The sequence below is a fragment of the Prevotella sp. P4-98 genome (assembly GCF_002251405.1).
Lineage (GTDB): Bacteria > Bacteroidota > Bacteroidia > Bacteroidales > Bacteroidaceae > Prevotella.
In genome coordinates this window covers 43,020-58,497 of sequence record NZ_NPJC01000032.1, presented here as the reverse complement: position 1 = coordinate 58,497, position 15,478 = coordinate 43,020, and the positions used below count along the sequence as shown (strand labels likewise).

General features: G+C 45.7%; 14 protein-coding genes and 1 riboswitch. Of the genes, 2 read left to right on the top strand and 12 right to left on the bottom strand.

Going from position 1 to position 15,478, the window contains the following annotated elements; translation table 11 throughout:
* Window positions 1-19: 19 nt before the first annotated feature.
* The 3 genes from CIK96_RS05125 to CIK96_RS05115 all read right to left on the bottom strand — a co-directional run bounded on the left by CIK96_RS05125 (window position 20) and on the right by CIK96_RS05115 (window position 4,716).
* Window positions 20-691 carry a hypothetical protein gene (locus CIK96_RS05125; RefSeq protein ID WP_094390106.1) on the bottom strand — a complete coding sequence of 224 codons (672 nt, stop codon included), beginning with the start codon at window positions 689-691 and terminating at the stop codon, window positions 20-22.
* A 12-nt stretch (window positions 692-703) separates the two neighbouring features.
* On the bottom strand, window positions 704-2,653 hold the full coding sequence (locus CIK96_RS05120; protein ID WP_094439976.1) for a hypothetical protein: 1,950 nt from the start codon (window positions 2,651-2,653) through the stop codon (window positions 704-706).
* Between the two features lie 119 nt (window positions 2,654-2,772).
* A complete protein-coding gene (locus tag CIK96_RS05115; protein ID WP_094390104.1) occupies window positions 2,773-4,716 on the bottom strand; it encodes a sugar phosphate nucleotidyltransferase in 1,944 nt (647 codons plus the stop codon).
* A gap of 208 nt (window positions 4,717-4,924) precedes the next feature.
* Here CIK96_RS05115 and CIK96_RS05110 point away from each other — a divergent pair, with 208 nt between their 5' ends.
* Window positions 4,925-5,506, top strand: coding sequence for a sigma-70 family RNA polymerase sigma factor (locus tag CIK96_RS05110; protein ID WP_094436467.1), 582 nt, complete (start codon window positions 4,925-4,927; stop codon window positions 5,504-5,506).
* Between the two features lie 130 nt (window positions 5,507-5,636).
* On the opposite strand, the gene rpe is transcribed toward CIK96_RS05110, so the two are convergent.
* From rpe to CIK96_RS05070, 9 genes are all read right to left on the bottom strand, one after another.
* The gene (rpe, locus tag CIK96_RS05105; protein ID WP_094439975.1) at window positions 5,637-6,284 is read right to left on the bottom strand and encodes a ribulose-phosphate 3-epimerase; all 648 of its coding nucleotides are present in this window, start codon (window positions 6,282-6,284) and stop codon (window positions 5,637-5,639) included.
* Between the two features lie 29 nt (window positions 6,285-6,313).
* Window positions 6,314-6,445, bottom strand: coding sequence for a hypothetical protein (locus CIK96_RS13595; RefSeq protein ID WP_256387362.1), 132 nt, complete (start codon window positions 6,443-6,445; stop codon window positions 6,314-6,316).
* A gap of 79 nt (window positions 6,446-6,524) precedes the next feature.
* Window positions 6,525-7,499 carry a methionyl-tRNA formyltransferase gene (fmt, locus tag CIK96_RS05100; protein WP_094440011.1) on the bottom strand — a complete coding sequence of 325 codons (975 nt, stop codon included), beginning with the start codon at window positions 7,497-7,499 and terminating at the stop codon, window positions 6,525-6,527.
* A gap of 40 nt (window positions 7,500-7,539) precedes the next feature.
* Window positions 7,540-9,345 (bottom strand): chloride channel protein, encoded by a 1,806-nt coding sequence (locus CIK96_RS05095; protein WP_094390101.1) that lies wholly within the window; start codon window positions 9,343-9,345, stop codon window positions 7,540-7,542.
* 39 nt (window positions 9,346-9,384) lie between these two features.
* Window positions 9,385-9,954, bottom strand: coding sequence for an L-threonylcarbamoyladenylate synthase (locus CIK96_RS05090; protein ID WP_094390100.1), 570 nt, complete (start codon window positions 9,952-9,954; stop codon window positions 9,385-9,387).
* Between the two features lie 14 nt (window positions 9,955-9,968).
* Complete coding sequence (locus CIK96_RS05085) at window positions 9,969-11,555, bottom strand: peptide chain release factor 3 (RefSeq protein ID WP_094436463.1); 1,587 nt, start codon at window positions 11,553-11,555, stop codon at window positions 9,969-9,971.
* Complete coding sequence (rfbD, locus tag CIK96_RS05080) at window positions 11,552-12,400, bottom strand: dTDP-4-dehydrorhamnose reductase (RefSeq protein ID WP_094390098.1); 849 nt, start codon at window positions 12,398-12,400, stop codon at window positions 11,552-11,554. Before rfbD ends, CIK96_RS05085 begins: the two co-directional genes overlap by 4 nt.
* 4 nt (window positions 12,401-12,404) lie before the next feature.
* Window positions 12,405-12,950 carry a DUF4924 family protein gene (locus CIK96_RS05075; protein ID WP_094390097.1) on the bottom strand — a complete coding sequence of 182 codons (546 nt, stop codon included), beginning with the start codon at window positions 12,948-12,950 and terminating at the stop codon, window positions 12,405-12,407.
* Between the two features lie 15 nt (window positions 12,951-12,965).
* Window positions 12,966-13,628: a LysE family translocator gene (locus CIK96_RS05070; protein ID WP_094390096.1), complete on the bottom strand. Its 663-nt coding sequence runs from the start codon at window positions 13,626-13,628 to the stop codon at window positions 12,966-12,968.
* Between the two features lie 137 nt (window positions 13,629-13,765).
* Between CIK96_RS05070 and CIK96_RS05065 the strand changes: the two genes are divergently transcribed.
* Window positions 13,766-14,746 (top strand): ROK family protein, encoded by a 981-nt coding sequence (locus CIK96_RS05065; RefSeq protein ID WP_094439974.1) that lies wholly within the window; start codon window positions 13,766-13,768, stop codon window positions 14,744-14,746.
* A 113-nt stretch (window positions 14,747-14,859) separates the two neighbouring features.
* A riboswitch (cobalamin riboswitch) is annotated at window positions 14,860-15,047 on the top strand.
* Window positions 15,048-15,478: the final 431 nt, after the last annotated feature.

Here is a 15,478-nt window from a genome sequence, read left to right as displayed (position 1 = left end):
TATCCATAAAATTAAAAAACTAACATTTATCTTCACATTGTTCATACTCCAAATCAGCATTTAAAATACAGGTTCTATAATCGCACCATTGTTCGTATTCAAGTCTATCCAAATTCTTTCGAATAATTTCATCTATGTCATCATTGGGATTAACAGCCGATAGATCCCAATTACCAATACCACAATATTCACAAGCACTTGTGGCAATTCGATATGACGTCATACAATTAGCCAAACATTGAGATTCGTTGTCTATACTTCTCGTTTTAGTTTGCAAATCAATTCTAATATTGTACCGTTGAAGAGCTCGCAAATAATCTGTTCGGCAAATATTTATATTCTTAAAAGCCTTATTCTTTGCATTATATAGCACTAATGCCCTATGAGAATAATTTATGCCTGTCATCATCGTCAACTGTCTAACAAAATTTGTTTGGCGCATATGCGAATCTGTATGTACAGCAGAATCCAAAAGCATTATATAACGTTTTTTCTCTTTAGCAGACATTCTATTTACTATACTTCGAATTTCAGAACGATCTCTACCAACAACTTCTTGATATTCCTGAAATTGCTCTGAGGCAACAAACATATCAGCATCCGTCAGAATCCGCTCTGTAGTACCATTATTATCATCGCCACATGCCATAAAAGTAGCGAATGCAAATATCATCATTACAAACTGTTTCATATTTGTCTTATATTAGATATTAATCAATCCTCGCCAACTCACAGGTCGTCCATTAGCCATCACTCCCTCTATAGTGAGAAGATAATGCTTCGACACATCAGAAGAGTAGAACTGCACCCTTACTTTCCCTGCATCATCCGTTGTCACCGAAGGATTCCAATAGAGCGTCGTGCGATAGTCGGGGCGCATATAGTCACTCTTATCTACCTTGGGATATTGTGGCGAATAGAATTCCATGTTGTAGCGGTAGCCTAAAGGCTGTACCTTTGCCATGGAGAGCAGATGATTCCTACGTTTGATTTCCGAGCCATCCTTAAGAAAAATAAACAGCACGCCTGGGATTGTTCCATTTGGTGAAAACCTCACACCAAATACGCTATTTTCCGAACGATTTTTCGGGAAATACTCTATTGACTTAACGTCAGAAGGATTCGTTTGCAGTACTATTGAATGATCTGTTTCCTTAAAATTATCAATATAACAAACAACATTTTGCATATGTTGTTCTCCTTCAGGAGTTATCGTAACCCAAATTCCCAATTGCGACATCAAAACACGCATTGTTGTGGCCCACTCTAATCGAGGATCATCTTGAGGAATTCCACGAACAGCTTCAATATTCATGAAATTTTTCTTCTGTTTTTTTTGATATTTTCCAATTCGGACGAACTCTGGGAGTTCTATCTCTACATTACGACTAAACATTTGTTGCAATTTGCTTTGCTTCATAAACGAATTCAAAGAGCTTGATTCTCTAATAGAATATATAGGAAGACTTATTTGAGGAAAGCTTTGCTTGTCGATTTCGAGTTGAACGAGGGAGGTCCTGCCATTTTTCTTTGCGCCCTCTAAGACCCATTCTGCCCCCTCAGGACAATCTATTTCCATTGAGAAAGAAGAACTATCACCTAATTCAAATCTATTATAGTATGCCCTCATAGGATTCACCACCAATAGACTTGGATTCTTTAATTTCGATTTCAACGTGCCTTTCACTCTGCCCGTGATACGTTGTTCTGTCTCTATCGGATAGGTCATCTGTGGATAGCGGCCACGAAGCATATCGGCAAGGGGATAGACGCCATCGCGGCGACTCACTGCCCATTGCGATAGTGTTGGCTGCAACGTGTCGGGCTTCACCACGTCATAGTCGGTCACCGAAACCGAAAAAGTGCCTTTTAAGGGGCGGCCTTCCTGATCGGTCAAGGTCAGCGTGGACGCTATGGGCATCTTCTTGCCTTCTGTCATCTGACTTTTCATGCTCACACATATGCTGTCGCGACTGGCAATCTGCGTCTCACAGGAGGCCAAGACCAATTTGTCTTGAGGACGGATCATGGCCACCGTCACTACGCCTGGACGCAAACGACTCATACCGATTCGCAACACACGCGAACCGACATAGGGTGTTTCCACTAAGTTGCCGCCACCATATATCACACAGGTTAACGTGTCAGACTCGCTCGCATCCGACATGCGGATCAGCAATTGTCCCTTGCGTTGCTTCACTTCCAATAGGGGCGATGATTGCAGGGCAATAGGTGCTTCCACGCACGACACATAGCGGTCGTCGCCCGTCTTTGCCGTCACATAGATGGGCTTATAGCAGAAATAATCCGAACCGAAGTTGCGCATCCACTGCGTATAGGCCACCATGGTGTAGCTACCACTCGTCATCGTCTTCGATAGAAACATCGCATTGGCAAACACGCCACTACTGTCACAACGCACTTTCATGCGCTGGACCAACGTGTCGGCATTCTGTTCATAGAGTTCCACATAGACATAGCGCGAGCGTGACACAGGGATGCGAGTGGCGGCATCCAACAGATGAGCACGAAACCATATCGTGTCGCCAACCATATAATAAGGACGGTCTGTGTGCAGATAGATTCGCTCCTGAGGAACCTTTGAGTAATAGTCAAGCAGATGAGACATCACAGAGATGCTGTCATTATCCATCGCACTTGCCTTGAACCCGCAGGTGCTCAGCAAAATAAACAAGAACAACTTCCTACACATCTTAATTGTATCTATATTCGCAATCAGATTTACATTGCATATTGTATTTCTGCATCCGATTATTCTTTTGGTTTAGAGAAGGCTGCTACGCAACGACAGAGGGCATCGGGATTGCCCATGTCATACATCTCACCATCAAGCCGCACACCCATCATGCCATGGTTGCTACGAACGGCCTCAAGTGCTGAGGTGAGCTCTATCTCGCGTGTATGGTCGTTTCCTTCATCGGCTTTTCGAATATCGGTTTCCAACTGCTGGAAGACCTCCGGTGTGAGGATATACTGTCCAAACACACTGCAATACTCTTTCTTTCCATCGTTGCCACGCACACCAAGGAACTCTTCGGCATAACTGGCCTTGGGTTTCTCGTTCATTGCCGATACATTGAGAATGGTGTTCTCTTTGTCTTCCCAGATGCCACTGAGTATGCCGTAACGACTAACTTCGGTCAGTGGAACGGAATGGATACTGACCATGAGTCTGTTGTAGCGCTCATATTCCTCGATGAGTTGTAGGGCACAGGGTTTATTGCGATGGCTACGGTAGATCGTGTCACCTAAGAGTAGGAGCACTGGCTCATTGTGTGTGAATTCCACAGCCTGATAAACGGCATGGCCGAAACCGCGCTTTTCTTTTTGATATACGTAGCGCAGTCGCTTACCGATATCAAGAATGCGGTTTTCATATTCTTGTGCTTCGGTATTGAGCTTCGACAGATGTTCTGCAGAAAGCGGTGTTTCGAAGAATTCAGTATAGAGTTTACGTTCCTCCTCAGAGCCCAATACGAGACAAATCTCCTCGATGCCACTCTTTACCAGTTCTTCAAGCAAAATGAGAATGACGGGGCGCACCATGCCATCGGCACAGGGTATGGGGAAAAAGTCCTTCTTTAATCCGCGGGTCGCGGGGTATAGTCGTGTGCCGAAACCTGCCACGGGGATAATAGCGCGACGTACCGTATGTACAGGGTTGATGGTCAATTGGTAGGCACGCATGCCTTCGCTGTTGAGGTAATCAACCAATTTCTTCTGTGATTCCGCATCGCGTGCGAGAAATTGCACACTTCCATCGCCGTGTGAACCAACACCCTTTCCACCATATACCAATGGTTGGATGGCAGGATCCCTCAATACTTCATGGAGTTTTGGTGCTTGTAGTGCAGGCGACATGGGCGTGATGTATTCCTCAAACATATTTTCTGTCTCTGTCATCAGTTGCCCCAGTTGCTCCACTTGTCCCTCTGCCATATATTTCACAGCACGTTCTATGATTTTGTGGTTCCATTCTCCTAACGCCCGATGGAGGTTTTGCTCCTTCTCGTTTTGCGCAAATGGATAGGGCTTATTCAAGTCAGAAAGGATGCGGATTGTATCTTTTGCAGTGCAAAGGTCTGCAAACACCCAGTGTAGTGTCTTTTTGACATTGAGTGACTGCACTTCGATTTCATCGCCATCAAAGGTCATCAGATTGGGTTTCACACCAAAGGCGCATGCTTGGTCAAGTCGTCCGCAACGTGACGAAGTGCGCTGTTCACCGAGATAGGCGATATTCATTTCGCCCATGGTGTTGAGGTTCAAGTTGTACAGCAGGTTGAAAGCACGTGCAACCAAAACACAAATAGCTGCAGATGACGATAGTCCGCTCTTCATGGGAAGTGTCATATTGGTAATGCGGATGCGTACACCACCTACCTTATACCATTCCAACATGTAGCTGGCTACACCTGCACAGTAGCAGAAAAACGATCCCGATTTGGCAACACGCTTCAGATCTGTCTCTGTCATGCGGCATGAAAAGTCACGCCACGCATCTTTCATTTCAGCGGCATCGCTATGCATTTCGAAGTTGGAGGCTTTCTCCACTTCTGCATAAATTCCTTGTTCGATACCAGTAACTATAGCCATACCCGGAAGGATATCGGCATTCATGGTTCGGTAATGGCCTGCCCAGTCGGTGTGTTCTCCAAAGAGGCACAAACGCCCCGGAACAAATAGTTTCAACATAAATAAGTCTTAGCTTGGTTATATATTCAGTTCACAAAGTTAAAACAAAAGAATGAGAAATCACGAATTTCTGTTAGAATAATTTGGAGATACTGAAATTTTACCTTAAATTTGCATCATATAATGGTAATATTGCCAGTAACCCATCTTAAAAAACAATAGGCTTATCGATTAAATTCTACCCTCAAGAAATCAAAACATTTGGACCATGAAGGGATATGCAAACTGCTCCGACGATATGTTGGTGCAAGCCTATATGGAGGGCAAGGATTCTGCTTTCGATGAGTTGTTGGCACGCAATCAGCAGCAATTATTCGATTTTATCTTGGCTTTGACCCGTGATAAGGACAAAGCCGATGACCTCTTTCAAGAAACTTTCATCAGAGCTATCGTGAAGATGAAAGATGGACAATACTTCAATCAGGGTAAGTTTCTATACTGGTTGATGCGTATTGCCCGTAATTTGCTGATTGATGATGTGAGAAAACAAAAGAAAGAACAGGCGGTAAATATCAGCGATGACGAGTTGCTGACGGTCATAGATTGTGGACATCCCTATAAAAGTAGGGAAGATATGCTGGTGGCTGAGGAACTCAGTGGCCACATGCGACAACTGATGGATCTGCTTCCTGATGAACAGCGCGAGGTGGTATTGATGCGTTATTATCAGGGTTTGCAGTTTAAAGACATAGCCGAAATTACCAATGTCAGTATCAATACTTCGCTTGGGCGTATGCGCTATGCCATTCGCAATATGCGCCGTATGGCCAAACGTATTAATTTGATATAGTATCTGATAGTATGATGTGAGGTATGAAACTCCTTTGCACCAATACTGATGTTTCATCTTGGTGTAAAGGAGTTGTCGTATGTGCAGGATGATTTAGATCATCTGCTGTTGTTGAACTGCTATTGGTTGTTTAGAGATTGCGCAATTCGTGGATAGTCTGTTCTGGTTGCTTGCTTTTGAATACGTAACTACCGCTGACAAGAACATCCACACCGGCTTTAACCAAGCGTGGCGCAGTCTCGCCCTGTACTCCACCATCCACTTCGATTAGTGCTTTACTGCCAGTTTGGTCGAGTAATTGGCGCAAGCGCTGCACCTTGCCGATGGTGTTTTCAATGAATTTTTGTCCGCCAAATCCAGGATTGACGCTCATCAGCAATACCATATCCACATCTGCTGCAATGTCTTCCAATACGGAAACAGGTGTGGCGGGATTGAGTGTGACACCGGCTTTCATGCCAGCATCGTGTATTTCCTGTACTGTGCGGTGTAAGTGGCGACAGGCTTCTACGTGAACATTCATCATCATAGCGCCAAGTTTAGCGGTTTGCTTGATATACTGTTCTGGATTTACAATCATGTAATGCACATCCAATGGTTTGGCGCACTTTGATGCAACAGCTTCGAGTACAGGAAAGCCGAAGGAGATATTGGGTACAAAAACCCCGTCCATAACATCGAGATGAAGCCAGTCTGCTTCACTTCTGTTGATCATTTCAATATCGCGGTCGAGGTGCAGAAAGTCGGCCGCCAGTAATGATGGAGATACTTTAGTCATCTTGTCAGTTGTTGATTTAAGTTTCAAGTTCAGTTCATCCCCACTACCTTGACAGTCCCATCGCTTTCAACAATGGTCTTGTAGGTGCGAGCCACCTGTTTAATGAGCAGGATGGTTGTTTCGCTGGGTTTGTCCGTTTCGTGCTTATTGGCGCTTGACATCGGCTTTTTCCTTATAGTTTTCTATAAGAATAAACGAGGTCTTTGCCGTTTTAGTATATTTTTAAAGTGATTTTTTTACTTATCCCACGTGACACTGATCCAGTTCCTTCATGCCATTCATGAAGTCGCGTGCCATCATGCGCTTCTTTCCTGCCAGTTGAAGTTCCTCGAAACAGAGCCATTCATCAATAGTAGCCACCAGCAAGCGCTTACCTTCTATGCAGATTGTGCCTGGTGCAGCGGTGGTGGATTGACCGGTTTTGCTTGTGCGATAGACTTTCAACAGTGTCTCCTTACCATCTTGTGTTATCAGATTGGTCCAAGCTCCTGGTATGGGACAGAGGCCGCGCACGAAGTCATACACCTGTTTCGCTTTCTGGTTCCAATTGATTTCGCAGTTTTCTTTGAACAGTTTCGGAGCGTCTTTGAGGTCCTTGTCTTCTATCTTTTCGCTTTGTGCCACGGTCGCAGGATGCCCATTGGTAGCCACAATTTGTTCGAGCGTTTCGAGACAGAGTTGTGCGCCGAGGTGCATCAGTCCGTCATAAACATATTCCACATCGGCATTGTCTGGAATGTCGAAAGGCTTGCTCATGATGATACGACCAGTATCAATATCGTGGTCGAGGAAGAATGTTGTCACGCCAGTTTGTGTCTCACCATTGATGATGGCCCAGTTGATGGGCGCCGCACCACGGTATTGTGGCAGTAGGGCAGCATGTACATTGAATGTGCCATATTCGGGCATTGCCCATACCACTTCGGGTAACATGCGGAAAGCCACTACCACCTGAAGGTTGGCATTGTAGCTCTTCAACTGTTCCACGAAGTCCTCGTCTTTCATTTTCTCAGGTTGTAACACCGGTAATCCATGTTCCAAAGCATATTTTTTGACGGCAGGTGCTTGTAGTACCGAACCGTGTCTTCCTACGGGTTTATCGGGTTTGGTGACTACAGCCACTACATTATAGTCGTGTTCTACCAGTGCTTGCAGTGTCTCTACGGCAAACTCCGGTGTTCCCATAAATACTATTCTAAGGTCTTCTTTCTTCAACATTGATATGATTGCTACACATTATTAATATAAATAGATGCTATTCCTGACTGAAGTCGCGCACCATCTTACGATACATACCGTATATGCGTTTCTGTGAGATATAGCCACGCAGACAGCGGTCAGCGTCAAGTACAGGCAGCCAGTCAGCCTGTGTTCGTTCAAAAGCCTTCATTACATCAGTCATCGGCATGCCATCGGTGAGTACTGCAGCCGGTTTAGTCATGAGTTGACTGGCATGGAAATGGTGATATAGTTCGGTGCGGAACATCACGTGGCGAATGCGTATAATATCTATTTCCCCTAACAGATGTCCTGCAGCGTCAGTAACAGGAAGCACACTCTGCTTAGAGCGACTGATCTTATGTACCATTTGTCCGAGTTCCATATCAGCATCCACCGATTGGTAGTCACGGTCTATCACGGTTTCCATATTCATCAGCGTGAGCACAGAATGGTCGGTGTGGTGGGTGAGCAACTTACCTTGTCGGGCGAGTCGCATACCATATATACTATGCGGTTCAAAGATGATGATGGTGAGATATGCCGATACCGAAACAATCATCAACGGCATGAATAGGTTGTATCCACTGGTAATCTCGGCGATGAGGAATGTTCCTGTCAGCGGTGCATGCATCACTCCAGACATGACTCCAGCCATGCCCAATAGTGCAAAGTTCTTCTCAGGCACATATATTCCCACTTGATTCATGTTCCACAAGCGTGAGAAGACGAATCCGGTGAAGCATCCTATGAACAAACTGGGTGCGAAAGTACCACCACAACCGCCGCCTCCATTGGTTGCCGATGTGGCGAACACCTTGGTGAAGAGCACCAGCGATAGATATATCATCAGATATTCCGGATGTCCGTAGAATAGTGAACCGTCGAGAATCTGGTTCCAGTCAGTCTCCGATTTACCGTTGAGCAACAGGTTGATGGCATGGTATCCTTCGCCATAGAGTGAAGGAAAGAGGAAGATCAGCGTGCTCAGAACAACGCCACCGATAAGGAGTTTGACGTATGGCTTGTTTTTAAATCGAGCATAAACATCCTCGCAGGCATTCATAGACCGTATGAAATAGAGGCTGACGAGACCGCAGGTGATTCCTAATAGAATAGATGCCGGTACACGTTCCACCGTCCAGTCGTTGTCGAGATGGAAGGTGAATAGTGTTGAGGCACCGCTGAAAATATAGGTGAAGCAGGTTGCTGTCACACACGATACCAATACAGGCAACAGCGAAGCCATGGTCAAATCGATCATCAATACTTCCAGCGTGAATACCAATCCTGCAATCGGCGCCTTAAAGATTCCGGCAATGGCACCAGCAGCACCGCATCCTACGAGCGTCATCAGCGTTTTGTTGTCGAGTCGAAACAGTTGCCCGAGCCTTGACCCGATGGCCGATCCCGTCAAAACGATAGGCGCCTCAGCTCCCACCGAACCACCAAAACCGATGGTGATGGCTGATGCAATGACCGATGACCATGTGTTGTGGGCTTTCAGTCGCGACTTGTTTGACGAGATGGCATATAGTATTCGCGTGATACCGTGAGATATATTGTCTTTGACGACATGTCTCACAAAAAGCGAGGTAAGGTAGATGCCGATGACAGGATATACCAGATAGAGCCAGTTGTAACTTGTTGCAGTAAACTTACCCGTCAGCAGTGAGCCTATCAGGTCAATCATACTGTGCAGGATGAAAGCGGCTACAGCAGACAACAGGCCCACAAAGAACGCCAGAACGAGTAGAAACATTCTGTCGCTAATGTGTGTTACCCGCCATTCGTGAATGCGGTGTCTCCAGTCTGTGCGTGTCGCTATTTCATGTTGACTCATATCTATTCTCTTGTTTCGGTCTGTTGGTTGAGGGGGGGGCTATTTGCGGATGATGGTCACTTGACCGTCTTCTGTCAGTTTAATGATGCTCGATGGCTTGTGAGGCTTATGCTCCTGTCGGCGGCTCCAGCATACATAATCTACGGCTTCGATAATCTTCGGATCGATGTCGGGGTAGTTTTGTGCAGCAGGTTCACCGCTGATGTTTGCCGATGTAGATACCAGCGCTTTCTGGAATCGGAAGCATAGCTCCTTGGAGAAAGGCTCCTGAGTGATGCGTATGCCGACGGAACCATCTTCGGCAATAAGGTTTTCTGCTAAATTGACCGCACCGTCGAGAATAACGGTAGTAGGTTTGTCGCAGCAGTCGAGCAACTGCCATGCCACATCGGGCACTTTGCGGATGTATCGTTGCAGGCGTGCATCGCTATCCACGAGGCAGATGAGTGCCTTCGAATCATCACGTTGTTTGATGTCATAAACACGTTTCACCGCTTCGCTGTTGGTAGCATCGCAACCTATTCCCCATACGGTATCGGTGGGGTAGAGTATAACGCCTCCCTTGCGGAGCACTTCCACAGCCTTACGAATATCTTCTTCTCTGGTCATTTGTTGGTATGTTTTTAGAATTCTGAAGTGAAATGGAACTTGATGTTCTCAAAGTCCTGTTGTGCCATAGACAATACATAGCTTGAGTCAGCGAGAAACACATCGCGTCCGTCCTTATCTTTTGCCATATACTGATACTTGCGCTTTTTGAAGTTGTCGAGCTCTGCGGCATTGTCGCTTTCTATCCAACAGGCCTTGTAGAGATGTACGGGTTCCCATCGGCATTTTGCGTTGTACTCGTTTTCCAAACGGTACTGGATAACCTCAAACTGCAGTTGTCCTACCGTACCGATAATCTTTCTGCCGTTAAACTGGTTGACAAACAACTGTGCCACACCTTCGTCCATCAACTGGTCGATACCCTTCTGCAATTGTTTTGACTTCATTGGATCGTCGTTTTCAATGTATTTGAAGAGTTCGGGCGAGAATGATGGCAGTCCGCGGAAGTGGAGCTTTTCACCTTCGGTCAGCGTGTCTCCGATTTTGAAGATACCATTGTCTGGCAGACCGACAATGTCTCCGGGCCATGCTTCGTCGATAGTACTCTTGCGCTGTGCCATAAACTGTGTGGGACTTGAGAAACGCAGCGTCTTGCCCTGTCTGACGTGCAAATAAGGCTGGTTGCGCTGGAATTTACCCGAACATACTTTGCAGAAAGCGATACACGAACGGTGGTTGGGGTCGATATTAGCAGTGATTTTGAAGATAAATCCCGTGAATTTAGGTTCGTCGGGCTTTACCATGCGCTCTTCTGCTTTAGTCTCACGAGGACTCGGAGCTATTTCTACAAAGCAGTTGAGCAGTTCCTGTACACCGAAATTGTTGAGTGCCGAACCGAAGAATACAGGTGCTACTTCGGCAGAGCGATAGGTCTCTACGTCAAATTCAGGATATACACCATCTACGAGTTCAAGGTCTTCACGCAGTTTGTCAGCATCGCGTTCACCGACTTTCTCGTCGAGTTCTTTGCTGTTGATGTCTATTTCTACCTTTTCTGTTACTCGCTGTTTGTCGGGAGTAAAGAGGTCGAGCTTCTGTTCGTAGATGTTATAAACACCCTTGAACTTTGCACCTTGGTTGATGGGCCATGACAGTGGACGCACTTTGATGCCCAGTTCCTGTTCGAGTTCATCGAGCAGATCGAATGGGTCGCGTCCTTCTCGGTCCATCTTATTGATGAAGATGATAACAGGCGTATTGCGCATGCGACATACGTTCATCAGTTTGCGAGTCTGTGCCTCTACACCTTTAGCGCTATCCACTACGATGATGGCAGAATCCACAGCTGTAAGTGTACGATAGGTATCTTCTGCAAAATCCTGGTGACCCGGTGTGTCGAGGATGTTCACTTTGTATTCAATGTCGCCACCTGCAGGTGTGTAGTCAAATTCCATAACTGATGTAGATACCGAGATACCGCGTTGTTTCTCGATATCCATCCAGTCGGAAGTGGCTGTCTTCTTGATTTTGTTGCTCTTTACAGCACCAGCCACCTGTATCTGTCCACCAAACAAGAGGAATTTCTCCGTCAGCGTTGTCTTACCGGCATCAGGGTGGGAGATGATGGCAAATGTTCTTCTTCTTTCTATTTCTTGATTCATAACTTATCGATACACTGTTTCAAACTGTCTTCCCAATAGGGAATATCTATGTTGTATGTGGTTTTAATCTTTGTCTTGTCGAGCACGCTGTAGTGTGGACGTGGTGCAGCAGAAGGATATTCTGCTGTGTGGAGCGGTCTTACCCGGCAGGTATTGATGCCAGCCAACCGATGGATAGCCTTGGTGAAATCATACCATGAGATGACTCCTTCATTGGAGAAATGGTAGATGCCAGGCTTGATGCCCTGTCCTATAGCAGTCATAATGGCGTTAGCCAAATCGTGTGCATAGGTGGGTGTGCCTATTTGGTCGAACACCACCCCAATGCTGTCTCGCTCCTTTCCCAATCTGATCATCGTCTTGACGAAATTGTTTCCAAAGATGGAATAGAGCCATGCTGTGCGCACTATCATGGTGCGCTTGCAGTATTTCTGCACGTTGATTTCTCCTTCCAGTTTTGTTCTGCCATAGACACTGTTGGGCTTGGTCGTGTCGGTTTCAACGTATGGTGTATGGTTTGTGCCGTCAAACACGTAGTCTGTGGATATCTGAACCATCCATCCGTTGCGTTTCTCTATAGCCTGTGCCAGATATGCAGGAGCAGTGGCATTGAGTGTTGTGCTGAGTTGTTCATCCGTTTCTGCCTTGTCAACGGCAGTATATGCCGCGCAGTTGATGATGCCGTCTATGTGGTGTTCATCCACAAAGTGAGCAATGGCATCGCTATCGGTGATGTCGAGTTCGTCGCGGTCTGTATTATAATAGGTGTGCTGTGGATAGTTATTCTCCAGCAGTTGTATCTCGTTGCCCAACTGTCCGTGGCAACCTGTTACAAGGATGTTCATCTTCCTATTCAAATTGCAGTGGTTCTTCTTTGTCTTTGAGATAATAGTCGTTGAGCATACCGATAAGTGTGCTAATCTCTTGTATGGCATGCTGTGTGTTGGGTGTTATCTCTTTTTTCTGCAACCGCAACATCATCACGCCATATAGCGAGTTGAAGCAAGTCTCTATCTCGTTTTCGTCTTTGCTTGCGCCATGGTTGCGCAACTCTACGATATAGGGTAGCACTTTGTAATATTCGGCGCTGTAGAACGGAAACTTTGTACTACCCAATAGTTGGGTATGTAGCTCCTGCAACATCTGCAGTGTCACCTTGTTGATCTGCAAGTGTCCTTTCTCCCGACAACCTTCCGAGTTCATCATTCTGATGAGGTTTCCAAACCAGTCAGCTTCATCTTCTTTCTGTTCGTCGGTATAGTCGAAGCGCTCGATGTATTCGCGTCGTATGCGGCTCAGCGAGCAGTCGAATGCTCTGATAATGTCTTCCACCTGCCACATATATAGCAGATACTCTGCTATGTTAGTCTTTCTGAGTTGTTGTGCTATTTGCATAATCTGTCTTATGTGCTAAAAGCGGTAAAGGTTAGTACATGTTCCGAAGAGGAATATGACGGAGAAGATGATGACAATGGCACCGATGATCTGATTAATGATGCGTATGCCACTGGAGTCGAAGATGCCTCGCACCTTGTCTATCAGCCATGTCAGTCCATACCACCAGACGAGTGCCCCACCCACAATGCTTGCAAATCCGACAATCATCTCAAATGGTCTGTTTGGAATGACAAATGCAAATTGTGCGAAGAGACCCATGAATAGAAATATAATCAACGGATTGGAGAAAGTGACGAGAAATGCCGTGATGGCATTGTGTGTCATCGATCCGCGTTGTTTACCTGATTGATGGATGTTTTTGGTAGGGTCTGATCTCCATGTGTAGATACCAAACGACAGTAGAATGATGCTGCCAATGATCTGCAGATAGAATTTATTCGTGTCGTTATTGATGATGTCCATGACAAAAGCCATACCAAAGCCAGTGATGGCAGCATAGATGATGTCGCTCACTGCGGCACCCACTCCTGTGATGAATCCATACCATCGGCCTTTGTTCAGTGTGCGTTGCACACAGAGTACGCCTACAGGTCCCATAGGAGCTGAGGCAATCATGCCGATTAGCATTCCCTTGAATACCAAATCGACTATATTTATATGTATTGGAAACGGCATATCAAGTGCAAAGATACAAAGAATGTGTGTATCTCGTACATTTCTTTGGAAAAAACTTTGTTTATTCAATGTTTTTTTCATAACTTTGCCACTTGAAATTCGAAAATCAATAACTTAAAATACAATTTTATCAACTTATGAGTGAACAGCAAGGCATCAAACCATATGTCATAGGACTCGATCTCGGAGGCACCAATTCTGTCTTTGGAATCGTAGATTCACGTGGTGACATTAAAACTCAAACAGCCATTAAGACTGGCGGATATACTTGTGCAGAAGATTTTGTTAAGGCTTCTGTCGAAGCACTTCTCCCTATCATTGACCAAGTAGGAGGTATTGAGAAAATAAAAGCCATGGGTATTGGTGCACCCAACGGCAATTTCTATAGAGGAACCATAGAGTTTGCTCCCAATCTGCCATGGGCACACGATGGTATTGTGCCATTGGCACAGATGTTCAGCGATGCACTCGGCGTTCCTGTTGGCTTGACCAACGATGCCAATGCTGCTGCATTGGGTGAAATGGTATATGGTGTGGCACGCGGCATGAAGAATTTTATCGTCATCACCCTTGGTACCGGAGTTGGTTCGGGTGTGGTTGTCAATGGACAGCTGCTCTACGGTCACGATGGATTTGCCGGTGAGTTAGGTCACGTCACTATGGTTCGTGGTGCTCAAGGTCGCCTTTGCGGTTGCGGTCGCACTGGATGTTTGGAGGCTTATTGCTCTGCCACAGGTGTGGCACGCACTGCCCGCGAGATGCTTGAGAAGACCGATCGTCCCTCATTGCTCCGCGAGCTGGATGCCGAAAAGATTACTTCGCTCGACGTAAGCATTGCCGCAGGCAAGGGTGACGAACTGGCTAAAGAGATTTTCGACTTCACTGGTACGATGCTTGGTGAAGCCTGTGCCGACTTCGCTGCATTCTCTTCTCCTGAGGCATTCATCTTCTTTGGTGGCCTGGTGAAAGCCGGTAAGCTCATCATGGATCCTATCAAAGTAGCATATGACAACCACGTGATGAACATTTTCAAGGGTAAGGCCCAGTTCTTGGTGAGCGGTCTCGATGGCGCTTCGGCTGCTGTTCTTGGTGCGTCAGCCATCGGTTGGGAAATCTAATCCCTCATCCATCAGATAGTAACGCAAACTATTATCATAATTGCCACAGTTGCCAGCATTGTGCAACTGTGGTATTTTTTTGTTGTTTTGTTTGGTGGTTCCGTGGAATTATACTATCTTTGCAACGTCAAGGTACGCATAACAGCGTTTAAAAGGGAATGTGAGTGAGAATCTCCTACTGTCCCGCAGCTGTGAGTTCCCTTAGCACATTCCAAGCAAAACAATCCACTGCCCTTTATGGCGGGAAGGAGTTTGGAGTGGGAACAAAGTCAGAAGACCTGCCTCGATGTTAATATGCGCATCGCTCTCGATGTAAGGGCGACCGTGCGACAATACTGATTAAGACCAAAAAGCACAAGAGGGCCACTATGTGGTTGCTCTTAGTCATAGTTATACATGTATAAGTATTTTGATGTAAGTTTATTTCGTTTGTTGAAAGTCCAGCCGTGATGGCTGGGCTTTTCTGATTTCTTGCGACCGCCACAGCCCATGTTTTGATGATTTATCTAACGTAGTTTTGTTGTCCGTGTAACATATTGATGTTCAAAAGGTAATATCCATAGCTCGGCAAATCAAATTGTTTTCCTCGGCAAATCAAATTGTTTTCCTCGGCAAATCAAATTGTTTTCCTCGGCAAATCAAATTGTTTTCCTCACCAAATTCATTGAAATTGCTCACCAAATTCATTGAGATTGCTGAGCAAATTCATTGATTTTACTGATCCATGTACCT